Source organism: Paenibacillus sp. CAU 1782 (genome assembly GCF_054551715.1).
Genome location: NZ_JBTOLL010000005.1, coordinates 234,180 through 258,422 on the forward strand (window position 1 = coordinate 234,180; position 24,243 = coordinate 258,422).

The window sequence follows — 24,243 nt, forward strand, 5'->3', positions numbered from 1 at the left end:
ACCTATAACCAGGTATGTTTTTTTCGTATTACCTCTATCTTTGGCCCCCATGCTACAATTTAAAAATTACAATTGCGACCAGACAAAATGAGGAGGTTCTTTGAATGACCGATAAATTCCAGATCGTAGGCAGCTTATTGCGTCCCAACGAGTTATTGAAATATAAAACCCAAATCGAACACCGCGATGATATCCATTACCCTTTTTATGAAAACTTTGAAGGCTATGAGCAATGTGAAGATAAAGCGATTCAACAAGTTGTTCAAAAGGAAATCCAGCAAAACTTGTCGGTTATTACCGATGGCGAATTTTCCAAATCGATGTGGCATCTGGATTTTGTATGGGGCTTTGAAGGCGTTGACCGTTACATCGCAGATCATGGATACTTTTTCCGCGATACCGACGGGAGCTCCAAATATGAAACGCGCAAAGACATCGGCTTGCGCATTACTGGCGAGCTAAGCGGCAAAAACCACCACTTTATCAGCATTTTCAAAAAGCTCAAGGAAACGGCTGGCGATCATGAAACAAAGCTTTGTGTACCGTCTCCTTCGCATATTTTTGGCGAGCTTTCCTGGTCGGACAATATCGGCGGCACAGCGGCTGTCTATAAGGATACAAGCGGGCTTAAACAAGGCCTGGTGAAGGCATACAAGGAATTCGTGGAGGAATTTGCCGCGGCCGGCGGAAAAATTCTGCAATTCGATGACTGCTTGTGGGAGCTCTTTGCCGATGATAACCCTAACTCCCCTTACACGGGCGAAAATATTAATCAAGAGGAAGTTCAAGCACTGGCTACCGAATTTATTGATATCAACAATACAATCATCGATTTTGGCCATAGTCTGGGGCTGAAAATGTGGACCCACAACTGCCGCGGCAACTATGATTCCCGCAACATGGGCGGCGGCTCCTACGCCAAAATCGCCAATCTGTTCCTGAAGCAGCTGAAATACGACCGCTTCTTCCTGGAATGGGACGATGAGCGCGCAGGTTCCATTGAAGCGCTGGAGGTTTTCAAGGATAAACCCGAAACCGAGATTGTATTGGGACTATTGTCCTCCAAAACCAATACGCTTGATGACGAGGAACGCGTATTCAAGCTGCTGGACGAAGCCTCCAAAATCATTGATAAGGACCGCCTGCTGCTGTCCCATCAATGCGGATTTGCTTCCTGCGACGGCGGCAACGAGTTAAGCGAAACGGAGCAATGGGCAAAAATCGGCCAAGGCCAAAAGATTGCCAAGCAGTATTGGGGCAACTGAGAACGGAGACCACACGCTTCTTGTGCGGCAAATAGCTAATGAAGAAGGATGCCCTGCTGGCTGCAATAAACAGCAGGGCATCCCTTTTTTTATTTCACCGCTTCATACCGGTTAATCTGATGTTGGGACCAGGCTTTGTGCAAACTTAAACAACTCTTCTTTCGGCATTTCATAGCCGTCTAATGTACCGCTTGAAACCGTATATTGAAGTTTATTACCGCCATGAGATAGTACAAATGTTAGCATCTTCATGCTTGGTTCATAAATCGCTTCCGTACCATCTCCCAAGTCTACAATTTCGATATCCCCATGCTGAAGACTGCCTACCGAGGTATAGCCCGTTGCCTCTGTAATGCCAACACTCAGATTGCTATAAATCGGATAACCTTTACCTGTATCCACTTCCTTCATATAGTTGTATCTGATCATGCCCGTTTCGAAATGAAATGACCAAGGCTTTATGATATATGGAAGACCTGCGTCTATTGCTTCTTGTGCCAATTGATTCAGATCGTTACGATCCACACCTTCAATCTGATAGTCGATCCCCCCCTCCTCAAACTGATAACCTGGAGGTATATACGCTGGAGTGCCGAAGTCTATATCAGCGGCCTGAGTTAAAGTCTGCATGTCTGTAAATGTTTCGTTCCGATTATGCAATACGCTATAGTCGCCATCCAATTGATAAGCTTCAGGCACTAAAAATAGGGCCGTCTCTCCAGGCTTCAGTGCCCTTTCGAAGTCCGCTTCAATAAAACGGTACTTTCGATTAATGGCTCTAAGCTGCTCGTCGATTTTTGTTCGCTCCAGTGAAGTTTCCTCGTATACGAGGACAGCTTCGCCATCGCGATCGTGAAGAATGTATTTAGAAACAAGCGCCGATACCTGAGTTCCCGCAAGGAATAATACACCTAAGCCTAATATAGCCATTACAATTGGTAGCGGCCTCAACCAAGCAGAAATTGTTTTTTTGCTTCTACCTTCCCGCAATGCCCGGACATAGCCGTACTGAATATTGGGCGTTGGGATATTTTCTGCCTTCCAGGCCGCCTCGAATTGATCATATGTACGAAATGCCGTGTTTTTCATGCTCATGTCCTCCTTTCTCCAATTCAATCCAGTTTTTCACTTTGCTCTTGGCGCGTTGAAACTTCTTGCGGACGGTTGCGGGCGAAGCATGAAGGATCTCCCCGATTTCATCATAGGACTTGTCTTCGATAATGCGCAGCACCATTACAGAACGATCCGCTACGGACAGCTTGGCCAACAGTTCATTAATTGCCATGGATTCCTCCACTTGAGCATAGGAAGCCTTCTGAGAAAACTCCACATCCCGTTCTTGCCCAAAGGGCAGGAAGCTCAAGAGCTTTCGCCGTCTTAACATATTGATGCAATGATTGTGGGCAATGCGGTACAGCCAAGCCGATTCGGTCCGTATTTCTCTTTCATTGTGAATATGATTCATCGCCTTCAAAAAGATATCCTGAGTCGCATCCTCGGCGTCTTGTCTTTGCCGCAGCATATGAAAGCAATAAATAAAAATCGGCTTGTGGTACCGGATCATAAGCTCGTTCAAGTAGAGGGCGCTTCTTTCAAGCTCCACGTTTGTCACCTCCAACAGTTCAGTTATAGGGTAAGACATTTGGACGGGTTAAAGTGTGACCAAAGATGGAAACTTTTTTCGATTAACTTCTCCTTTGCATCAACAATAACAATGGCCGAGAGCGGACCGCCGCATCGGAAATAGCGGCGGCCAACTCCCGGCCTTTTTTTCACGCCTATTTTGCCAGCCTATTGATCTGTAATGGCAGTGCCCTTTCGGTTGAAGAAGTTTTGTGTATAATACATATTCATCGCCCTATCCATTGCATGCATCGCTTTCCCGCTGTTAAAAGCAACTCCGACGCCTAACCGCTCCCAGGAACCCAGAATGTTTTTGCGGTGGCCTTCGGAATTCATCCATGCCTCATGGGCGTAGATGTTGTTACGCTGATTGGCGGCGATATTTTCACCCAAGCTGTCATAAGCTATGCCTGCGTCAACAAATCGGCCATCCGGCTCCTGGCCCTGTAGGCTGCGATGGTCAAAATAGGTTTGATCCCTCATATCCTCACTATGCTTCTCCGCCACCAGGGCGGCTTCTTCGTCCCATTGCAAGGCTGGTAGGCCATATCGGGCGCGTGTCGCATTAACAAGATCGAGCGATTGCAGCGCAAAAGCTTTTTTGAGCGCCGCCGTTTCAGGAACAAACACATCCTGTACGCTATCTTCTACGGGCTTTGCGATCATCTGCAGCGAGGTCACCGTATTATTATTATATTTGTCCAAAAACAGCGTAACGTAGCTGCCGTCTTGCTCGTAGATTTTGGCATTATTTACGCTTAAACTATACTCCGTCTTATAAATGCTGCTTGCGCCTGTGCCATACCGCTTCGCCACATCATCCAATCCGGAGCCAAGCTTGATTCCTCTTGCCGACGACCAGTTGTCCGAAGTTGTGTAGAAGCCGACGATTTGGCCAGACTGGACGCCAACTTGTACATAATTCGCATAATCCTGATTGTAAATATACCATTGGAATCCAAATCCGCTGTCATCCTTTCGAGCAGGCTGCCCCAGCTTCGCCAGCAGCGTCTGTTCGGTATCGCCAATAATCAATCCCCGTATTTGAAATTCAGCCTCTGCGGCCTTGACGGCAATATCCGCCTTGGACAGCTTGAATCCGCGTTCCTTCATATTCTGAATTAGCGTAATCGCCTCCGCACGGGTAAGCGGGTCTTTCACAGCGAAACCCTCGACCGTCGGTGAGGTTTTGCCTCCCGCAATACTTAAGTCCAGCACATATTGCACCGCATCCTCTGTCTGCTCAAAGCTGAAGCCCTGGGTCCCGGCCAGCAGGCGAGCAACCTGTCCGCGATTAAAGCCCTTTGTGTCATTTTCCCGCAGCAGAGACCAGTTGTTTTGCGCCGCTGTCTGGAAATACGGTGTGTGCCAAGTGGCTCCGTTTTGTGCCGTATCGATTACGATATCCGGAAATGCGCCTAACATCATTTTCAAAAATTCCGGTTCGCTTACGCTCTTGTTGGGACGGAATGTTGCATCAGGATAGCCGCCGACTATTTTTTGATCCACTGCCCATTGAATCGTCAGTTTCGCCCAATGCGTTCCAATATCGGTAAAGCCGGAGACCGTATTAGAAGATGTACTGCCTTGTCCACTGGATTGTGTTCCGCCATTTCCGCCTGAATCCGCAACCGGCGCAGCAGCGTTGCCCTTGGCATAAGTTTGCTTATAGTCCATCGCGGCCAGTTCGCTCATCTGCATGCCTTTGTCGATAGCAATCGCTTGTATCTTGACGGATTTGCCCACGGTAAACGGCGTTGTGTATTCTTGAGTATCATAATTGGAAAGGTTAGACATCGGGTCGCCGCCATTAAGCGTATAATAGATGACTGCATTCGCCGTGCCGGTCGACAAGGTTACGGTGGAAGGTTTCCCGTCTCCCTGGGATGCAACCTTGATTATGACGGGTTGGACCTGCGGCAGCGGATTAGACAGAAAACCCAGCTTTCGGGATGAGCTATCCTGTACAAGCGCCGTTCCTTCGAGGAATCGCCTGCTATCTGAAAAAACCATTCCCGTCACTTCATTCCCCTGCACATCAATATATCCCCGCATTCCATCCTTAGCGACTTCGACGAATCCGTTATAGAAATCGCCGGCATCATTATAAATCGGCGGAATGACCTCTTGCCCGCTGGCATTTACAAAACCGTACTTGCCGTCTTTCTCCACACGCCCCATACCTTCGCTAAACGGCCAAACGTACGTATACTTCAGCGGAGTCACTTCTACGCCTTGGGTATTCACATATCCCCAGAGGCCCCCACTATAATCAAATGCGTTCCCTGTTCCGCCGTTCGAAACAGGCGCGAGACCTTCGGTAAACCCTCTAAAGCTATCGTACAAATCGCCACCGACATGGTCATACTTCAGCGGTACAATTTCTTTTCCTGTTGTATCAATAAAGCCGAATTTGCCTCCATGATAATAATTTCCCGCACCGGTGCCTCCTTTGGACACGCGCGCGTAACCGCGGTCAAATTCCTCCGCAAAGTCGTACTGTAAAGGAACGACTTCCTTCCCCGCTTCATTGACATAGCCAAACTTTTTATTCGTGAGCACGACATAATCCTTATTGTCTTCATTTCCGAAATATTGGCTGTCCGAGGCCTTTGGGATATAGTTTTCACCGTTTGACACAAGAGCCAGGCCATTGCGGAAGTTGGTGCTTACTTCATCGTATTTCAGCGGCACGACCTCTTTGCCTGTGCGGTCAATATAGCCGGATTTTCCGTTTAGCATGACATAGGACAAGCCTTGATCGAAAAACCAGGCTTCATCGTATTTTGGAGCAATGACCATTGTCCCGAACGTATCAATATAGCCATATTTATTATCGACTGATATTTTGGCAAGCCCCTCGGAAAAATCGTTATAGGAGAAAGCGCCTTTCGGACGCGCATATACCAGTTTGCCCGACTTGTTGATAAACCCGATTTCCTTGTCTGTATACACTAAGCCGTAGCCGTCCGAAAACGCGTAGGCATGATTAAAAATCAGATCGGTCAGTTTCTTGCCCGTGGCATCGAGATAGCCATATTTGTTGTCCTTTTTAACAAGGATGGCACCATCGCTGGGAGGACTGATTTCGTCATAGATCGGAGCAGCAATAACCCCTTGCCTCCCGACTAACCCGGCTTTGCCGTCGACCCACACATTATCGGACTTGCCCAGCACTCGAACGACGGCGTACCCGTCGCCGACCACAATCGCGTCATCGTAGATCAAATCGGTTAATTCCTTGCCTTCCCGGTTAATAATGCCGAATTTGGCGGTCGAACCATTTCGCATGCCTACGACAGCCATCCCATCTTTGAAATTATGGGCAAAGTCATATTTGAATGGCGCAATCGGATTCCCATCCCTATCAATATATCCCGCTTTGCCGTCCTTCTTGACTGATGCCAGACCATCCACAAAAGGCGCCCCCGAATCATACTGGGGTGCGATTTGATACGAAATCGCCTCTGCCCGAACGATGCCTGGCATAATACCTCCCATCATCGCTGCTATTGTTAATGCCGTTATCCACTTCCGAATCAACACAAAGCCACCCGCTTTTCATTTTTTTCGTTGCTGCAAGACCACCTGGAAACCGTCCCTTTTGCCAAAATAATGACCTTGAAGCATGATGGCCTGGTGAGGGGGGGCTTAAATAGTCCATTGCTGCTTTCATCCTTCTGCAGAACTATTTCTATCTTCCTATTCTATCAAATTTTGGCGATATAATCACTTTTTGAGCATGTCAAAAGTCCGGCCCCATTTTTCGCAATTATGGCGCCTGTCCAGTTTATATCACTCTGTAAATTATGATATAATGACGTCGTTATTTGTGAAAAGTGGAACGATATTTTGAAAATAGGATGATCAATATGGAGACATTTATAGACAAAATTGATATCAAACGATCCATCATTATGATTCTCGGAAATGTTTTTTTGGGCATGGGAATCAGTATTTTCAAGTTATCCGGCATGGGGAACGATCCATTCAGCGGCATGGTCATGGCCCTTGCGGAGGTTAGCGGAATCGTTTATGCAAACTTTCTCATTTTGCTTAACTTAATCTTGTTTGTTTTGCAGTTTATGATGGGACGGCGATTGATCGGAGCCGGAACTGTCGTAAACGCAATTTTTCTGGGTTACATAGTAACTTTCTTCCATAATACCTTTGTACATCTATTCGGCGAACCTCAGCTGTTTGGACAGCGGTTAATCGTTGTGGTGATTGGCGTAGTCGTATGCAGCTTCGGGGTATCCTTGTACCAGACATCCGCTGTAGGGGTTGCTCCCTATGACAGCCTGTCCCTGATTATGAAATCCAAGCTGCCCAAAATCTCTTATTTTTGGCACCGCATGTTTACCGATGCGCTTTGCGCATTGATTTGCTTCCTCGCAGGAGGCATCGTTGGACTTGGAACTCTGGTTTGCGCGCTCGCTTTAGGACCTATCATTCAATTCTTTGATGTTCATTTTACCAAAAAGCTTCTGGCAAAGGGGCCAAAAGGTAAAGACGATCCCATCTTGACGTCATAGTGGCAGCTTATGCAATGCTTATAGTTGTAACGGCATCCACAAGTTGGCGTTACGTCACTCAGTGAAAAAAAAAGGGCGTCCAACAAATCAGATTGGCTGACTTGTTGGACGCCCTAATTATGAATGCGACCTATTCAAGTCGCTTTTTGATGTTAGCGGTCTAACTTTGGAATTGATTGGGACTTGTATTAATCAAAACGGAAAGCATTTTTTCACCTTTCTCCATAAGGGAATTACATTGGATACATTTCGGCTGGTCTGAAAAAACGAAATTTTCTCTCATCCAACCGTTGCACTTTTCATTAGAGCATGACCAAACCGTCGTTTTTTCCTGTGGAAGATCCTCAATTAGTCGTTTCCGAGAATAGTACAAGCAGCAACCCTCTTTCTCTTCATGGAATAAATGGCGAAAAAAAGGCCCCTATGCAAGGCATGGGGCTTTGAAGCAAAATTACAGTTTTACAACATTTTCAGCTTGTGCGCCGCGGTTGCCTTGAACCACGTTAAATTCAACGCGTTGACCTTCGTCCAACGATTTAAAGCCGTCGCCAACGATTGCGCTAAAGTGCACAAATACGTCATCTCCGCCTTCAACCTCGATAAATCCAAATCCTTTTTCTGCATTAAACCATTTTACTGTTCCTGTTTGCATCATTCACTACCCCTTTTTTTCATTTATACATGACCCTTTTGATTCATAAAAAAATCACATATTGTACAAGGTTATTCATTTAAAATAATAACCCTCTACAATATGTGATTTCAGGTCAGAATTTTCTATAAATTTAATTATAACACTTCCAGCCCATATTTACAACTCCAATATCTGCTGTTCATCAATTGAAATTTCCCATCTCTGTTTCCCTTAAGATCGCTAAACAGTGGATAGGGGTAGTTCTTACCGAAGCTGACGGTATCGGACACTACCCCGCTTCTTTAATTCCACCCATTTAGCTACTTATTATTTTGAGCATTTATTTTAACTTTATAACTAATTACTCCAACCGCGTGATAGAAGTTATATCAATAGTTCCAATCGCTCGTTGTTGAGGAAACAACCGATGGCGTTATTCTAAACGTATAGGTGCCGTCGCCTAGCTGTCCAAACTCGTTTTTTCCCCAGGCAATGACGGTATTATCTGTTTTAACAGCAAAAGCATGCTGCGAGAGGATGCTCATCTTTTTAACATCCGTCGCTATTTGTTTAGGTGAAGAAATCTGAATGACAGGCGCCACTGTTCCCGTGAGACCAAGACGCTGCAATACATCTGCGCCTGCCGTTCCTATGCCAAGTTGTCCGGAATTATTGTTACCCCAAGCCCAAAGGGTCCCATTCTCTTTCAATCCGAAGGAGCTATATCCCCCCGCCCCTACAGCCACAAAAGATTGGTGCGAAGGCATTTTTGTAGGAACCAGCCGTCTGGTTTTCGTTCCATCACCCAACTGCCCCTGACTATTATCTCCCCAAGCCCACACAGTGCCATCCGCTTTTAGTGCCAGATTATGCCCTATGCCGGCATTGACCTTAACAACATTGGTCAATCCCGTTACTTGCTTCGGACTCGAAACATTAAAATTCATACCTACTTTTCCGTCTCCAAGCTGACCGAAGACATTGCTGCCCCATACCCATACCGTTCCATCATTCTTTACGGCTACAGAGTGGTAATTGCCGCTGGTTATTGAAGCCACGTTGCCAAGGTTAGGAATTTGCTGCGGTGTCGTATACGACGTATTATTCCCTAATCCCAGTTCTCCGGAGCCATTCCCGCCGAAGCTCCATACGGTTCCGTCTGATTTGAGAGCCATTGAGTGGCCATTGCTTGATGTAATGGCTATGATTTGACTTAAACCACTCACTTTTACAGGGGATAATCGTTTTGTTTTTGTACCATCGCCTAATTGCCCCGAGCTATTAATGCCCCAAGACCACACAGTCCCGTCGGACTTTAAGGCCAGGGAGAATTTAACGCCCGAGCTTACTGCCACAACGTCTGTTAACCCGTTGATGACCCGCGGTACAGGTGTCGAAGTGCTGTTGCCCAAACCTAGCTGTCCCATGCCGTTATCCCCGAAGCTAAGGACTTTCCCTTCAGAGGTTAGTAGCAAACTCTGACCGCCGCCCACGCCTTGGTCTGTAAATACTTTCTCCACTGAAGCGCTGATGTTGCCGGACGCCAGTACAATTGAGAGTAAAAGCGCACCCATTACTGATACTAATTTTCCTGTTTTTATCATGTCTATCCCTCCCACAAAAAGAATACCACGATAATGTATGGAATAATATAGAATAAAAGAACTAATATTATTGTAATTCTCATTCCACTTGCATTCAAAATAAATGCAACAGCCATGGCCGGTTGAAGTGAAAGATTTCCTTCAGCCCTAAGACGGCTTGCTCAGTCTAATGGATTCGATAAGCCTCAATAAAGCGCTGGAATGCCTGACATTTTTCCGGTAAACAAACCGCACCTCCAATATGCGATACTCCTCCGGCAGCGTGTGAGAAAGAATTTTACCGTCTTCCTCCATTTTGGCAACCGATGATCGTGGCAGCAGTGAGACGCCAAGACCTGCGGAGACACCATCCAGAATAACGGCCAATGTGCCAAACTCCATGATTTGATAGTCCGTACTGCCCGCTCCTCTCAAAAAAGTCTCCGCCCTTTCCCGATGCGTACAGCCCACATCAAAAAACAACATCGGTTGCGCAAGCAGCTCCTGCATAGCGCTCCTGCCCGGCTCCGATATCAGCACCAATTCCTCTTGAAAAACATCTATTTGTTCCAATTCGGGAGCATCTGTCTCCCCATATACAAATGCTCCATCAAGTCATCATTCAATACCTTCTGAACGAGGACATGGGAACCGCCGATTTGAAGCGATACGTGTACATTCCGGTACCGAAGCCGATATTCGCCCAAAAGGGACGTCAAATGAATAGCCGCAGTTGTTTCAATGGAACCCAGCCGAAGAGGTCCGGATGGCTGCTCGGAATATTGCGTTGTTTGGGCAGCTTCGTTTAACAACTCCATTATTTTATCCGTATAGCTCAATAAATTCTCACCTGCCAAGGTTAACGCCATTCCTCGATTGGACCGGCGGAAAAGAGGGACCCCTAGCTCAGACTCCAGATGCTGAATGCGGGCGGTCACGTTAGACTGTACATAATTCAACGATTGGGCTGCCTTGGTGATGCTGCCCTCGCGAGCTACAGCCTGAAATATTCTCAAATCTCCGCTTTCCATTCTGTGTCCCCCTTTACTATGATTTTTTGTGATACTCGCCATCAGTTTTGTTCATTTTACTGTAGGATTCCCCCTCTGTACAATTCAAGTTAGGTTTGCAACAAAGAGGTATTGGAGGAGGAGCTGGAATGAAAGCAATCGTGCACACTGGAGAAAATGGCCTCGAAGGCCTGGTATATAGAGACGTTTTTGACAAACAGCCTGGGTTGGGAGAGGTAAAAGTAAGGCTACGCTCCGCGGGCTTGAATCATCGGGACCTGTTTCTTATGGCGGATCGAACAAATGGCGATGCACCGTTCATCCTGGGCTCAGACGGCACATTCGCAGAGTCCATCATTATCCCCGCCCAAAATGCCGTCGCCAAGAGCGCAAGTGAGCGTCACCTCTCGAAGTGCGGCAAAAAGGCAAACCGCCTTGTTGCATGGAGCCCATCATGCTTTTGACAGCCATGGCGATTGGGCGGAAAGCATGGGCGGTGCAAAGGCGGAGCTCATTCTGGATAGTATTGGACCGGCCACCTTTCCTCATTACTTTGACGTTATTAAGCCGGGCGGCCGTATCGTTACCTTCGGGGCAAGCTCCGGTGATCAAATGGAACTGGCTATGCGAGCCGTATTTTTCCCGCAAATCAGTATCATCGGCACCTCGATGGGAAGCCGCGAAGAGTTTTTGGCCATGCTGCAGTTTATTGAACTTCATGAGATAAGACCTATCATAGACCGAGTATATTCTCTGGAGGAAACCCCTCTTGCCTTTCAACGCATGCAAAATGGGGAGCAATACGGGAATATTGGGATAACAATGGATTGAGGATGTAATTCCATGAGATCAGCGTATACTTCTAACAAAAGAGGATGCCCCTCTAGTCAGCTATGACTTTTGGGACACCCTCTCCCCTACAAACTAATTACTTTTTTAAATATGTTCACGAATGAATTGAATGATACGATTTGAATACTCATCCCAATGATAATCCTTATTTTCGATAATGATTTTTGGGATTTCCCATGAGTCTATAATCGGCCTTACAAAAGACTGACTACCTCCCCATAACATTCCGGCTTCCTTAAAGTCATCATCTGTATGCATAGAAACGGGACCCCACTCATTCCCACGAACACCGCAAATAAAACGCCATTGTCCTTCAACATCAACTTGATAAAAATAAATCAATACCGGCACTAATGGTTCCAGTATGCTCATTAAACTCCTTGTTAAGTAGCGCAGCTTATCATGATTCATCCCCATATGGTGCGCACAATTTATGGTGTCTTGAAACATTACACTTTCAATTATGGTAACGTCATGGATGCTGTTAATCCGTTCACGAACAAAATCCCGATATTGGGATTCAAGTAAACGAATGAATAAATCAGCCTGTTCATCATCTTCAAACGAACTAAACTTGTGGTCATGTATGAAGAGAGGGTGGTTTTCCTCAAGCTCCAAAATACATCTATTCATGATATTCCAAGAAGTTAGTTTGTTTGAAATCATTGTTGCACAAGTCGTTTTCCCTGACCCCGGCATTCCGTCGATAATAACAAGTCGATTCCTTTTGATCCCCATAGGTCACTCTCCTGATCCTCTACGTATTTTTCATGCAAATACTCGAATGAGATGGAGGAAGAGAATCGCAAATAGCCCAAGAAGTGGGGAAAAATGTCCGCTTACCTCTTAGGCGCATGCTTATTAATGGGCATAGCAGTCCCCTTGCCACAAATGTGGGCATAAAAAAGCCTCCATCTCATTAGTTGATAAAAAACGCCAAATCAAATAAACCCTGTTATCAGGATTTAAAAAATAAGCGTCTTACTTCCTCAACTTAATGAAACGAAGTCCTGGTGACATACATAAGCCTCTTTTCAAATGAATGTATACTGCAAAATTAAGTGTATCCAAAAAGCCAACCATTATCAATAGCTTCTAGAAATAGAAAAACAGTTAAATCCAAACCCTTAACTGCCTTCGACCATTGCTCATCAGCTTAAAAGAAATAATGTATAACAAGGCCTCTGTCTCTATACTCTTTTTCAACTTCAGATCGTTCACCGCCGTTTCTGATATTGCGGAGTGAACAGGTTTCGCAGGATAAACAGCCGATCAGCCATGTATCTATATATATTGCATCGATTGCTGCTCTTGAAGATAGTGCGTACTCCGCTATTTCCGAAAGAATTTGAGCGTCAAAAACATTCGATTTGATCTCAAAAGAATCATCGCCATTAAACACCCAATTTTGCTTGCTATGATCATGCTCATAGCCGCATTCTTCACACTTCATGTTCTCCTCCTAACTTAGCAGATCTGCGATCGCCATCTTGCTGAGTTATTTAAAACGTTTCAATATGCACGCCCAGACGGTGTTGCCTGGATTTGAACCTCTCCCTAATTATAAAAGCTATTCAACAACTATAATGGATTATCCTTTTTCTAATACCATATAAGAAGCTCATAACCATCCAAGACTCCTTCCGTTTATTAAACGCTTGAAGGGACGCTCCAAAGTCATAAAACATGACTTTGAAACGCCCCCGCTTGTTGAGAAGTTATTCAACATACGCCTTGCTTCGCTTTTACAGCTCAGATACCTTCCTAAAGTCAGGCCTGAACAGCATATTACATATTTTCACCTGTTCAGTTCTGCGATCGACGCTGGAAACTTTGCCGGCTTTAAGGTTCAACTCCCCATACCAGTGTGCCCCCATTATAAAGAGTCACCTTGTTCCAATTCTGATAAGAGGTTTTGGTTGGATCGTAGGAATAATCATTCGTTTCGTCAAAATTGCTCCAGTCCGTTTTATACATGCGGAGCTGGATATCCCCGGATTGTCCACCTGCCTGAATCGCACCGGCTCCGGATGTAAAGCTGAGCTCGACATACGTGTCGGTGAATGTGCGCTGGATGTTTGCACCGCCGACCTGAGCCCAGTCAATAGCCGAGTCCATAGCTGCGGAGCCTTCCTTTGAGAAATAGTAGCGGATTTTCAGATCACTCAGATTTACAGCTGTACTGCCGTTGTTTTTGATATTAAAATACGGCTTGATCTGATTGTCTGTCGCATTTGTATCTCCCACACGGTATTGCAAGACCAGATCGCCGGTTGGTATAACTACGCTTTGCGGAGTGGCGGAAGCAGCAACCGAATTGGCGCTTTCCCCGACGGCGTTTACAGCACTCACCACATAATGATAGGTTGTACCGTTGGTCAACCCCGTATTTGTGTAGGAAGTGCCGCTCACATTAGCGGCAACGGTGGTGAAGGGGCCCGATGCGCTCAGCGAGCGCTTTACGTTATAGCTAGCTGCACCTGCGGAGGCTGCCCAGGACAAGCCAATCTGTGCATCGCCTGGTGTAGCAGTTAATGCTGTAGGTGCGGCAGGAGCAGTAGCCACGGCTACCGGGACAGCGCTTGCTGCAGCCGAATTTGCTCCTTCTCCCGCAGCATTCACGGCGCTAACCACATAATAGTAAGTCGTCCCGTTGATCAGACCTGTATTGGTGTACGATGTGCCAATCACGTTGGGGGCAATAGTTGTAAAAGGCCCTGACGCACTCAGCGACCGCTTCACATTATAGCTCGTAGCTCCTGCGGGAGCTGTCCAGCTTAGCGATATCGCTGCATTGCCCGCTGTTGCAGTCAATGCCGTCGGAGCTGCCGGAACAGTAATGCCGCCACCATTGGCCGGCAGAACAGGGAATGAATTTTGGACCAGCATAACAAATTGATCATGGAACCAGTGGCCAGATACCGGGGCGTTAGGAAGCGCGCCCGTCAATACCCCATCACGAGTTGTAAATGTTGGATCACACATCCGGTCGAAGCCCTTGCCTTCATTATTTGGAATCTCCGAGCTTGAACCATCGGATTCACCCGGAGGCTTGACCCACACATAGGCATCCAGATGGGCTGGCCCCGGGGCTGCCTTAGGCGCTTCACCTATGCCTGATCCACTGCTATTGCACCAGTTCCCCCTGTGGTCCCGTCGATCGATACGCCCGGAATTCACGTAGCTGTTAATATCGCTGCCAGTAGCCAATGTCGGACGGTTGACACCACCCCAGCCATTCCGGCTAGTATCAATCAGAAAGCCTACACTAGTCGGCCAGCCGGCTTGCACAAAATCATTATACAATGCAGCCGTGAAGTCAACTTCTCCAAAATACGGATTCCACTCATAGAACTTGGACGACCTGATTGGCTGACCCCCGATGTTCAAATTGGGATTAAGCAGATTGGGTTCAATGAGCGGCGTGGTGTTGGCCGTGTTCGTAATGAAGCCGTCTACGCTATTGAAACCGGCGACCGTTCCCTGAACAACGCTCGTATAAAGGGAGATTGCGCCTGTCCGGTTGTTATCCCATCCAAGCCAGCCGGAGTGGCCGATATCGACGTAGTTATACACATTCGGAATGGCATGCAGCTTGTCCAATGCATATTTTACGCCAGCTTCGTAAATGCCTGTCGAACTGGCTTGGGCACATGCCGGTGTATTAAGATTAGTCACCAAGTTAGGCAGGCTATCGGGTTCAATGACGGCCACAATGCGAATATCCTGGTATTTTGGCTTGGCAAAAATGCCTGCGATAACATCAATATAGTCCGTTTTGTATGTTTGCAATGCAGCCTGTGTCAGCGGCAGTTCACCGTTGGAAGCCAGCGCATGGCAATCCCGTCCAGGCAGATTGTAAATGACGAATGTAGCGGTGATCGGAGTACCCGCTATTTTTTGATCCAGAACGGCGTCCAGATGCTCCTCGATGCTTTTGCGCCCAGTGTTGTCCGCCCCACCGTAAATTGCTGCAATCCGATCAATCCAGACGGCTGTTGGATAAGATTTGACTGTCTCCATCATTGCTTTTAGCGACGCATCATTGGTGAGTGCGATAGATGAATCGACAAGAGCGGAATAATCTTCGTTCAAATACGCGGTGGCCCCGATAAACGGATTATCCTGATGCGCTTCCGCAGCATGGGAAGTGCCGGGCCCTATACCGGTAAAAATCCCGCTCGCAAGCACCGTCGCTGCAAGCATTTGCTTTAAGCCTTTACGGAGAGCCTTACCAACTTTGGTTTTGGTTTTCAGATTCGTCTTCATAAATCCACCTTTCCTTTGGTTAGATTTTTTTGATACTCAAAATAAATCCTCTGTGTCGGCATCATGTGTATGCGCCCTAGAGAACGTAAGAATGAGCTGTGAATGTTCACCTCCGGGCCGAATGAATGCGCTTGCAGAGTAAACCGAACAAACAACGTATAAAACTTCAAACACAAAAGAATTGGGTGACTGAATATGTGAATCGATGAATTTCCTTGGTGAGGGGTACAGCTTGTGGGTGAACTGAGGGCGATCATCAGTGTAAAACTTGAGGAGTTACGTTTGTCCTTTTCAGGAAAGCGCTTACTTTTTGAAGGATTAAAAATGGCTTACCCTCGATATAGACTTCACATCGCGTGTTCACCTCCTTACGAGTTCATTATACTCCACGAATCGCGCACTGTAAATTGGATTATTTAAAATTATTTATATGTAATCCCATAATTAAGGTGGTAAACTAATTTCTGTTCTCGTCATAGCCATTTTTCGTTTGGGTTTATCTCAAATATTACCTCATTAACTTTTCTAACTTCACTAATACTTTAACAGTATAATCAAACGAGTTTATTTTAGTATTTTATTTACATGTTTCTTTTAAATCAATTAGTGACCTTTAAAGCGGTCTCATTGGTACTAAATGAAGTCGAGGAAATTTGAACCCCTACCGCTAAACCGTTGGCTGCGAGGAGGTCCGGGAAGGAGAGTCGTCTGCACGCCAGCCGGCTTATTGGAAAAACCGCGATTCGCGAACAGTGCGCCGCACGCATGAAACCACTCGTCCTCCACTCCGACAATGGCTGAATGCTGGGAAAGTGACCTCTCCTTTCGCAAAAAAGCGGCCTCGCAAGGCTCGCAAGGTCGCTTTTTTGCGGGTACATTTGTATAGCCGATTCTGATGGTACAGGGTTGCCTCGTGACACATGCCTATCTGGCGCGCCCTTCTCCACTCACATTATTAAAAAATGTGAACGCATAAATCGCGCAAATTCCGACAATGACATAAATGATCCGAGACAAAACAGCGTCTTGACCTCCGAATATGGAAGCCACTAAGTCAAACTTGAAGAGCCCAACTAACAACCAATTGATTCCACCTACAATCAACAAAGCAAGCGCAATACTATTGAGTGTTTTCATATAACATGCATTGTCTCCTTATAGTGAACTTGTTCCATTACAATGTTCCCACAAAAAAATAAATATCATGCATGCTCGGCCATTTTATTTTTAAAAAATAAAAATCACTCTTAGAGGCGTCTCTCTTTGACGATATTCGTTGAGGCAAAGGGTTGTAACCCTCACGACGCGATTCTTGCCACTACTTCGGTCGGGTCGAAACAACAATCCCAGAACGCAAAAAAGCGACCTTACGAGGTCGCTTTTCTGATGGTACATATGGAGGCGAGGGGATTTGAACCCCTGTCCGAAGATCACGCCACGCGGCTTTCTACGGGTGTAGCTGCAGTTTTGATGTCACCTGAGGAGGCCCCCTGCAACGCGGTTCTTCTCAGGTCAGCCTGATTGTCTTCTTCAGCACACCCCAGGCGGAGATGTGACAGCGTATCCCACTAAAGTTGGGCCCTCATCCCGGTACATGGGCGATACAGAGCGAGAGCACGCGAACAGGTTATTAAGCTGCTACAGCGTAGTTTGTTTGTTGTTTGCCATTTAATAGGCTTTAGCGTTGATGAAGCAGACGACTCCCTGCTACCCGCTGGCTCGCGCTCGTCCAATCCCCGTCGAATCCATAAACGCCCCCGAATTGGCATAAACGTCCTGGATCAACGTTTAGCAGGCCTTACGGGACATTAAGGATTAAGGCTAGATCGTAACGCGCTAGCTCAATCAAATAATCGCTTAAATAAATCACTTAAACTTTTCTTGCCCAGCGAAAGATGCATAGGTATGGATTGCAATCCATGAAAGTTCATGAAGTCCATGTAGGATGATGCAGTCAGTGCAAGTTCATGTAGATTCGTGCAGTTAATGCAATCAACTTACAGTCACTTCAACCTGGCACCATCAACCGTTCGCCGTACTGATAGTATACCACGTTCATGTTCCAAATGCCCGCAGAGGTTGCTGGGAATGTTGGTTCAATCTGCCGACACCGTTGCATGAATGTTATTCATTGCTCTGACTTTACGCAGCTGTCACTGAATAACATTCGCATGAGCACTTCAAAAGGAAATCGTGGCTACCTAGCCACCTTCTGCTTCTCGCGAAGTGCGCGCTGGATATCGCGCTGTGCGTCGCGTTTGGCAGCCGTGTCGCGCTTGTCGTACTGCTTCTTGCCCTTGCCGAGACCAAGCAGCAGCTTGGCATAGCCGTTGCGAATATAAATCTTCAAAGGCACGATGGAGTAGCCTTCCTGCTTGGATTGACCTAGCAGCTTTTGAATTTGAGTCTTGTGCATCAACAGCTTCCGCGTCCTTGTAGGATCAGTCGGATTATGAATGTTGCCCTGCTCAAATGGACTGATATGCATGTTGTGGATGAAAATTTCGCCGTTCCGGATCGTGGCAAATGAATCACCGATATTTGCCCGGCCCGTGCGCAGCGACTTGATTTCCGTCCCCATCAGCACCATGCCCGCTTCAAAAGTCTCCTCAATGAAGTAGTCATGGGAAGCTTTTTTATTTTGGGCAAGCTGCTTGCCGTCATTTTTTTTCGCGCCCATGTCCTTCACCTCGTCCTTCTTGTCTTAGGTGCAAGCTAGTTTGTCGCCTGCATCAATCTTGAACCTCCGCCTTCAAGCGGCTTCGGTACTTCATTTTAGCAACTTTAACCACCAAAATCAAGAATGCCAAACCGTACACTTTGGCTTAAACCATTCTCGCCTAAAAGGCTTACAAAATGGCATAGAATAGCTTAAACACGAAAAACCGTCCCCCACACGTGGTCGGGGACGGCCTTCTCGAAATTAAACTGTTATTACAGTTTAACTACGTTTTCAGCTTGAGGACCGCGGTTGCCTTCAACTACGTTGAACTCAACGCGTTGGCCTTCTTCAAGAGTTTTGAAGCCTTCGCCAACGATTGCGGAGAAGTGTACGAATACGTCGTTTCCGCCTTCTACTTCGATGAAGCCGAAACCTTTCTCAGCGTTAAACCATTTAACTGTACCTTGTTGCATGTGGAATTACCTCCAAAAATAAATTAATATGCGCCTGATTCGTTTTAGGAAACAAAAAATTCACACATTGAAAAAGGTGTCATGACGCTAATGATACCCTTTTCAATATGTGAATACAGGGTCATCTCATCCGATTGCCTTGAGTGTACTACAGCTGAAGCCAAAAATCAAGCGACAGGCTCAATTATTTTTTCTAATTTCTCCAATTGCCGGATTATGCTGACAAAGAACGAAAAGGCCAGCCCGCAAAGCAGCCGACGCCGCTTAAGAACGACGCCGGTTGACTTCCACGTTGCCCGCGTTTTAGCCGTTATCGGCCTGGGCGCGTTCAATAGCCTGATTACAGTATACCCGCTTTTTCAGCGAATATACCTCTTTACTCAAAATAAATTTTCAATCACCTTATTTGTTCTGTTTTCGAACAAACGCGGCCGTTGCATTGTTTGACTGGCCTTTTTTCTTCTTTTTCTTTTGAACTGCATCGTTTACCGGAATGGCCTTGTTTATTGGCGTATTTCCTTTTTCTGCAGCTCCGCTACTTGCCCCTTCAGCAGCTTGCGAGAGGTTTGGCGAAGCTCCGTCAACGGAGAAACTCCCGTTTCCTTTGCTCCGTTTTCGGCGTCCTTTCTTTTTGGCAGCCGAAACGGTACCTTCAACGCCGGTAGCCTCTGGATTCAAGCTCTGGCCCTGCGGTTGTCCCGCTGTTACAGAAGTACCTGATGCTTGATTTTTCCTGCCGCGGGGATTGCTTCTTCCCGTTTTCTCTCCAGCCGTGCCCGAGGCGCTGCGGTTGCCGCTTCCAGGCTTTCCGGAGCTGTTGCGTTTATTGAATCGGCCGGATTTCCCCTGACCGCCTTGATTGCGATTCCGCCTTCTGCGGCTTCCCGGAACGCCAAAGCCGTCGTCATCCTCGCCGTGTCCTCCTTCACCGCCGTCATCCCGTCTAGTGGACACAGGGGCAATCGTGATTGGGAGGCCCCACATATCGAGCTTAGGCGCCCTTCTTCCGCGAGAAACACCATCGGAACCGCCATTGCGACGTGTTGCTTCCTGCAGCCCTTCTCCCGAATCGCGTCTCTCGCGTCTTCCCGAGTTATCATTAGCAGCCGATTCATCAAAAACAACTTCAGCCGCCGCGCTTTCCTCGGAATGTCTGCTGTACTCCACCCAGCGATTGTCTGCATCGAAGGAACCGCCCTCGGTCAGCCAAGGGTTAGCGTCCGGCCCGCCGGATGCATTTCCGCCTGCGCTTCTGCCTCCGCCTTCATTGCGGCGGGTTCCGCCATCCGGTTTCCGCCCTGCACCATTCCGAACGCTCCAGGCGCTTGCGCCTCCGGTGCTTCCGTTACCGCGGCCTGCGCCGTCACGGCCTCCGGCGCTTCCATGGCCGCGTCCCGATCCATCTCGTCCGCCGCCTGTGCCGTTATTCCGACCTGCGCCATCGCGCCCTCTTCCTGCACCATTGTTGCGTCCCGCTCCGACGCGGCCATCAGACGATCCGTTACGGCCGCCACGCTGCCTGCCGCCGTCACCGCCGTCGCGCCCGCGCTGTCCGAAACCGCCACGCTTGCGGCCTCCAAAGCCGCCCGGTCCGCCGTCTCGATGATCTCCGCCCCCGCGAGGTTTTGTGTCCACCATTGCGAAGTCGATGTTGTAGTCCTCCATGTCAACGCGAGAAACCTTGATGCGAACCTCGTCGCCGATTCGATACACCTTCGACGTGCGTTCCCCAATCAACACCATATGCTGCTCATGGAAATGATAGTAGTCGTCGTGCAGATCGCCAAGTCGGATCAGCCCTTCAACGGAATTGTCCAGTTCAACAAAGATGCCAAAGTTGGTCACTCCGCTAATAATGCCGTCGAATTCCTCGCCAACCTTATCCAGCATATATTCGCATTTTTTCAGCTTTTCCGTATCCCGCTCCGCATCTGCCGCCGCCCGTTCGCGCTCGGAGGAATGCTGGGCGATATCCGGCATTCTCGCCGTTAACGCTTCATGGCGCGCCTCCGTCAAGTAACCGCCGTTTTCGATCACTTCTCGGATAATGCGGTGGATAACCAAATCCGGGTAACGCCGGATCGGGGAAGTAAAGTGCGAATAGAATTCCGCGGCGAGTCCAAAATGCCCCAGGCTTTCCGCATCGTATTTGGCCTGCTTCATGGAGCGAAGGAGCATCGTCGAGATAACCGTCGCTTCCTTCGTGCCCTGGATTTCCTCCAGCAGCGTCTGCAGCGCTTTTGGATGCACGGAATTGCCTTTGCTGCCTTTTACCGTATACCCGAAGTTTCCGGCAAATTGCATAAAGGTCAGCAGCTTCTCCTGATCGGGATTTTCGTGAATCCGGTACAGGAAAGGCACCTTCATCCAATGGAAATGCTCCGCCACTGCTTCATTGGCCGCAAGCATAAACTCCTCGATAATTTGCTCCGCGACCGAACGCTCGCGTTTTACGATATCGATCGCTTTGCCGTTGTCGTCCACGATGATTTTGGATTCCTGGAAGTCGAAGTCGATTGCCCCGCGCTTCATCCGTTTGGACCGCAGGCGCATCGCCAGCTTCTCCATCAGGCCAAACATCTCCAAGAGCTCGCTGTAACGCTCCTTCAACTCAGTCTCCGGCTCTTCCGGCGTTGCCGTCAGAATACGCCTGACATTGGTGTAGGTCATGCGCTCCTTCGTCCGAATGACGCTGGTGAAAATATCATGGCGTTCACGCTTCAGCGTGCGCCCGTTAAACTCCATCTCGCAGGACAGCGTAAGTCGGTCCACCTGTGGATTCAGCGAGCAAATGCCGTTGGACAGCCGGTGCGGCAGCATGGGGATTACACGATCCGTCAGATACACGCTGCAGCCTCTGCGGAATGCCTCCTGATCCAGCGCGGACTTCTCCCGCACATAATAGCCGACATCCGCGATATGGACGCCCAACAAATAGTTGCCGTTTTCCAAAAGCTTGACGTGAACGGCGTCATCCAGATCCTTTGCATCTTCGCCGTCAATCGTTACGATGACCTCGTCGCGAAGATCCCGTCTGTTTTGTCTGGCAATTTCCTCGTCGGAAATCCGGTCGGGTGCGTCCTCCGCCTCCGCCATCACCTCGTCCGGGAAGCTTTCTGGCAGAGAGTGTTTGCGGATAATGGAGAGGATATCGACGCCGGGATCATTTTTATGGCCCAGAATCTCCAGAATCTCGCCTTCAGCTGCAGAACGGCCTTCCGGATACGTAACGATCCTGACAACCACCTTTTGTCCCGTTACCGCACCTTTAAAGCCTTCTTTTGGAATAAAAATATCCCGATTAATCCGTTTGTCGTCCGGAATAACAAAGCCATAGGCCTCATGGTTTTCAAAAGTGCCCACGATTTGCTCCACCGCACGCTTAACGACTCGGACGACTTCGCCCTCCAGGCGGCCGCCGCCTTCGCTTTTGGAGGTGACGCGCACCAGCACGATATCGCCGTTCATGGCGCTTTTCAGATCATTGGCATGCAAATACACATCCGGATGTTCTTTATCGTCAGGCAGCAGAAAAGCAAAACCTTTGGCATGCGCCTGTAATTTGCCTCGCAATAAATTCATTCGTTCCGGCACGCCATATCGGTCATTGCGCGTGCGAATGATTTGACCTTCCGTCTCCAACTTGTTCAGCAATTGCAAGAATTGTTTAAACGCAGCCGCGCTATCAATCCCGAAATGGGCCTCCAGCTCTTGGTACGTCATCGGCTTATACGCCGTTTCCTTCATAAAATCAAGCAGTTCCTGCTCGCGTTCCATCATGTTCGGCTTTCTCCTCATTAATCCCGCCTTGCCGCTATCAGTCTTTCAGGCGGGTGATAGATTATGCTATATCATGTAGTATACACGAAATGTAAGCCCAACATCCGTATTTCCTGCGCTTTCTCTCCACAATATTCCTAAGCTCGCGCAATTCGCGCCCGCTTTTGCCCATTATCCGGCAAATGCATGCAAAAAAAAGACGAGGATGCAATCCCCGCCTGTCCTGACACATTCATATTTCGTTATAGGCCCGTTAGTAACGAACCTTGATTCTGCTCGTCCGCTTCTTATTTATTAACAAAATAAGATACAACTAGAGCCAGAATAAAGAAACCGGAAGCCAACGCAACAGTCAAACGTTGCAGGAACAAGTCCAGACCACGCGCTTTTTGCTTTCCGAACAAATGCTCAGCGCCGCCTGTAATCGCTCCGGACAACCCGGCGCTTTTACCCTTCTGCAGCAATACAACGGCAATCAGACCAATCGCAAATATAACAAGTACAATCTTCAATGCGACATCCATTCTATCCACCTCCAACAGCAGTCCGTAAAAACACGTAGTTTGATTGTACCATAGCTGCCATCATTATTCAATAGCGCCACCGCTTAGACTAACCCCATTCTTTGCAGAAATTGAAAATTCGTTTTGGCGCTTTGCAGAGATGAACCCTCAAAATTCTCCTGCTCCACAAACAGATAATCCACGCCAGCGCGTTCAAGCTCCTTAACATATTGTTCGCAATGCAAAACGCCCTCTCCCAATTCCGTATCCATTCTGCCGTTTTTGAAATCGCGGATATGCGCAATCGGCACTTTTCCCCGGTACCGTTCCAAAAAATCAAGCAGGCTGCCGCCAGCCAGCTTTAAATACCCTACGTCGAGAGCCGAATCAAGCAGCTTCGATTCTTCGTTAACGGCTTCCATAAGACGATCATATGCCGGTTTGCCGTCAACAAGCTTCCATTCATATTCATGATTATGCAAACTGAGCTGAATTCCCGCCTTTTGGGCCTGCTCACCGCACCGCTTCAACACGCCGCTCAAAAAAGTGATATCCTCCATGGACGGACTTTCCTGCATCGGAATCCAGGGCACAACGATATAGCTCACGCCTAACTCTCGGGCCATCTTTACCTGCTCGGCAAAATCGCTTTGCAGCTTGCCCAGCTCCTTGAAATTTAAAGCGACTAATGTTGAAGGAATACTTATGTCGAGCGAATCCGCCCTTTCCCTAAGACCATCCGGTGTTGCATTAAAATAACCCGCGGCTTCAACTGTTTTATAGCCGATCTCCGCCACCTTATCCAGCGTGCCCAACATGTCCCTTTCACTCTCATCTCTAAGCGAATACATCTGCAGCCCTGCTGATGGCTTTTTGGGCATATGGTGTGACTGTTGCTCTACTTGCCCATTAACCGGCATCGGCAACTCAGCCCTGTCAGATAGCTCAGTCATCTGTTCTTGCATCTTTATCGCCCCGCTTTTTTACCTCATTATGCGCAGAAGCGAGCCCCTTCATGTTGTGGCCGGCCAAATAAAAAAAGCCGCTTCCGAAC

At 47.8% G+C, this 24,243-nt stretch carries 16 protein-coding genes, 1 other RNA gene and 3 pseudogenes; 3 read left to right on the plus strand and 17 right to left on the minus strand.

Features of this window, described 5'->3' with window-relative positions:
- Nucleotides 1-104 precede the first annotated feature (104 nt).
- Nucleotides 105-1,265 carry a cobalamin-independent methionine synthase II family protein gene (locus tag ACX93W_RS14545; RefSeq protein WP_459393103.1) on the plus strand — a complete coding sequence of 387 codons (1,161 nt, stop codon included), beginning with the start codon at nucleotides 105-107 and terminating at the stop codon, nucleotides 1,263-1,265.
- A 111-nt stretch (nucleotides 1,266-1,376) separates the two neighbouring features.
- Here the strand turns inward: ACX93W_RS14545 and ACX93W_RS14550 are convergent, their stop codons facing one another.
- From ACX93W_RS14550 to ACX93W_RS14560, 3 genes are all read right to left on the minus strand, one after another.
- Nucleotides 1,377-2,354 (minus strand): hypothetical protein, encoded by a 978-nt coding sequence (locus tag ACX93W_RS14550; protein ID WP_459393104.1) that lies wholly within the window; start codon nucleotides 2,352-2,354, stop codon nucleotides 1,377-1,379.
- Nucleotides 2,326-2,868 (minus strand): RNA polymerase sigma factor, encoded by a 543-nt coding sequence (locus ACX93W_RS14555; protein WP_459393105.1) that lies wholly within the window; start codon nucleotides 2,866-2,868, stop codon nucleotides 2,326-2,328. The genes ACX93W_RS14550 and ACX93W_RS14555 overlap by 29 nt, the downstream gene beginning before the upstream one ends.
- Nucleotides 2,869-3,056: 188 nt before the next feature.
- Complete coding sequence (locus ACX93W_RS14560) at nucleotides 3,057-6,431, minus strand: WG repeat-containing protein (protein ID WP_459393106.1); 3,375 nt, start codon at nucleotides 6,429-6,431, stop codon at nucleotides 3,057-3,059.
- Nucleotides 6,432-6,760: 329 nt separating this feature from the next.
- Here ACX93W_RS14560 and ACX93W_RS14565 point away from each other — a divergent pair, with 329 nt between their 5' ends.
- Nucleotides 6,761-7,423 (plus strand): YczE/YyaS/YitT family protein, encoded by a 663-nt coding sequence (locus ACX93W_RS14565; protein ID WP_459393107.1) that lies wholly within the window; start codon nucleotides 6,761-6,763, stop codon nucleotides 7,421-7,423.
- Nucleotides 7,424-7,583: 160 nt separating this feature from the next.
- Here the strand turns inward: ACX93W_RS14565 and ACX93W_RS14570 are convergent, their stop codons facing one another.
- The 4 genes and pseudogenes from ACX93W_RS14570 to ACX93W_RS14585 all read right to left on the minus strand — a co-directional run bounded on the left by ACX93W_RS14570 (nucleotide 7,584) and on the right by ACX93W_RS14585 (nucleotide 10,713).
- Complete coding sequence (locus ACX93W_RS14570) at nucleotides 7,584-7,796, minus strand: cold-shock protein (protein WP_459393108.1); 213 nt, start codon at nucleotides 7,794-7,796, stop codon at nucleotides 7,584-7,586.
- Nucleotides 7,797-7,874: 78 nt separating this feature from the next.
- Nucleotides 7,875-8,075, minus strand: a complete 201-nt coding sequence (locus ACX93W_RS14575; protein WP_459393165.1) for a cold-shock protein — start codon at nucleotides 8,073-8,075, stop codon at nucleotides 7,875-7,877.
- A 371-nt stretch (nucleotides 8,076-8,446) separates the two neighbouring features.
- Nucleotides 8,447-9,661 carry an RCC1 domain-containing protein gene (locus ACX93W_RS14580; protein ID WP_459393109.1) on the minus strand — a complete coding sequence of 405 codons (1,215 nt, stop codon included), beginning with the start codon at nucleotides 9,659-9,661 and terminating at the stop codon, nucleotides 8,447-8,449.
- 147 nt (nucleotides 9,662-9,808) lie between these two features.
- Nucleotides 9,809-10,713: pseudogene (locus tag ACX93W_RS14585) on the minus strand (LysR family transcriptional regulator).
- A gap of 86 nt (nucleotides 10,714-10,799) precedes the next feature.
- Here ACX93W_RS14585 and ACX93W_RS14590 point away from each other — a divergent pair.
- A pseudogene (locus ACX93W_RS14590) lies at nucleotides 10,800-11,481 on the plus strand (quinone oxidoreductase family protein).
- Between the two features lie 105 nt (nucleotides 11,482-11,586).
- On the opposite strand, the gene ACX93W_RS14595 reads toward ACX93W_RS14590, so the two are convergent.
- From ACX93W_RS14595 to ACX93W_RS14640, 10 genes and pseudogenes are all read right to left on the minus strand, one after another.
- Complete coding sequence (locus ACX93W_RS14595; RefSeq protein WP_459393110.1) at nucleotides 11,587-12,240, minus strand: P-loop NTPase family protein; 654 nt, start codon at nucleotides 12,238-12,240, stop codon at nucleotides 11,587-11,589.
- 418 nt (nucleotides 12,241-12,658) lie between these two features.
- Entirely contained in the window at nucleotides 12,659-12,955 is a 297-nt protein-coding gene (locus ACX93W_RS14600) for a hypothetical protein (protein WP_459393111.1), read from the minus strand.
- Between the two features lie 389 nt (nucleotides 12,956-13,344).
- Nucleotides 13,345-15,771, minus strand: a complete 2,427-nt coding sequence (locus ACX93W_RS14605; protein ID WP_459393112.1) for a glycoside hydrolase family 6 protein — start codon at nucleotides 15,769-15,771, stop codon at nucleotides 13,345-13,347.
- A gap of 924 nt (nucleotides 15,772-16,695) precedes the next feature.
- Entirely contained in the window at nucleotides 16,696-16,908 is a 213-nt protein-coding gene (locus ACX93W_RS14610; RefSeq protein ID WP_459393113.1) for a DUF378 domain-containing protein, read from the minus strand.
- 256 nt (nucleotides 16,909-17,164) lie between these two features.
- Nucleotides 17,165-17,530: a transfer-messenger RNA gene (ssrA, locus tag ACX93W_RS14615) on the minus strand.
- A 438-nt stretch (nucleotides 17,531-17,968) separates the two neighbouring features.
- Complete coding sequence (gene smpB / locus ACX93W_RS14620; protein WP_459393114.1) at nucleotides 17,969-18,451, minus strand: SsrA-binding protein SmpB; 483 nt, start codon at nucleotides 18,449-18,451, stop codon at nucleotides 17,969-17,971.
- Between the two features lie 254 nt (nucleotides 18,452-18,705).
- The gene (locus tag ACX93W_RS14625; protein ID WP_068678946.1) at nucleotides 18,706-18,906 is read right to left on the minus strand and encodes a cold-shock protein; all 201 of its coding nucleotides are present in this window, start codon (nucleotides 18,904-18,906) and stop codon (nucleotides 18,706-18,708) included.
- 1,560 nt (nucleotides 18,907-20,466) lie between these two features.
- Nucleotides 20,467-22,683: pseudogene (rnr, locus tag ACX93W_RS14630) on the minus strand (ribonuclease R); the annotation flags it as partial.
- 290 nt (nucleotides 22,684-22,973) lie between these two features.
- Nucleotides 22,974-23,210, minus strand: coding sequence for a preprotein translocase subunit SecG (gene secG, locus ACX93W_RS14635; RefSeq protein ID WP_068678944.1), 237 nt, complete (start codon nucleotides 23,208-23,210; stop codon nucleotides 22,974-22,976).
- An 83-nt stretch (nucleotides 23,211-23,293) separates the two neighbouring features.
- The gene (locus ACX93W_RS14640) at nucleotides 23,294-24,142 is read right to left on the minus strand and encodes a sugar phosphate isomerase/epimerase family protein (RefSeq protein ID WP_459393115.1); all 849 of its coding nucleotides are present in this window, start codon (nucleotides 24,140-24,142) and stop codon (nucleotides 23,294-23,296) included.
- Nucleotides 24,143-24,243 lie beyond the last annotated feature (101 nt).

Bases quoted from the DNA above. Each gene is read 5' to 3' on its own strand.
- ACX93W_RS14545 (WP_459393103.1), top strand. From the start codon at position 105: ATGACCGATAAATTCCAGATCGTAGGCAGCTTATTGCGTCCCAACGAG.
- ACX93W_RS14550 (WP_459393104.1), bottom strand. From the start codon at position 2,354: ATGAAAAACACGGCATTTCGTACATATGATCAATTCGAGGCGGCCTGG.
- ACX93W_RS14565 (WP_459393107.1), top strand. From the start codon at position 6,761: ATGGAGACATTTATAGACAAAATTGATATCAAACGATCCATCATTATG.
- ACX93W_RS14575 (WP_459393165.1), bottom strand. From the start codon at position 8,075: ATGCAAACAGGAACAGTAAAATGGTTTAATGCAGAAAAAGGATTTGGA.
- ACX93W_RS14580 (WP_459393109.1), bottom strand. From the start codon at position 9,661: ATGATAAAAACAGGAAAATTAGTATCAGTAATGGGTGCGCTTTTACTC.
- ACX93W_RS14595 (WP_459393110.1), bottom strand. From the start codon at position 12,240: ATGGGGATCAAAAGGAATCGACTTGTTATTATCGACGGAATGCCGGGG.
- ACX93W_RS14600 (WP_459393111.1), bottom strand. From the start codon at position 12,955: ATGAAGTGTGAAGAATGCGGCTATGAGCATGATCATAGCAAGCAAAAT.
- ACX93W_RS14605 (WP_459393112.1), bottom strand. From the start codon at position 15,771: ATGAAGACGAATCTGAAAACCAAAACCAAAGTTGGTAAGGCTCTCCGT.
- ACX93W_RS14610 (WP_459393113.1), bottom strand. From the start codon at position 16,908: ATGAAAACACTCAATAGTATTGCGCTTGCTTTGTTGATTGTAGGTGGA.
- smpB (WP_459393114.1), bottom strand. From the start codon at position 18,451: ATGGGCGCGAAAAAAAATGACGGCAAGCAGCTTGCCCAAAATAAAAAA.
- ACX93W_RS14625 (WP_068678946.1), bottom strand. From the start codon at position 18,906: ATGCAACAAGGTACAGTTAAATGGTTTAACGCTGAGAAAGGTTTCGGC.
- secG (WP_068678944.1), bottom strand. From the start codon at position 23,210: ATGGATGTCGCATTGAAGATTGTACTTGTTATATTTGCGATTGGTCTG.
- ACX93W_RS14640 (WP_459393115.1), bottom strand. From the start codon at position 24,142: ATGACTGAGCTATCTGACAGGGCTGAGTTGCCGATGCCGGTTAATGGG.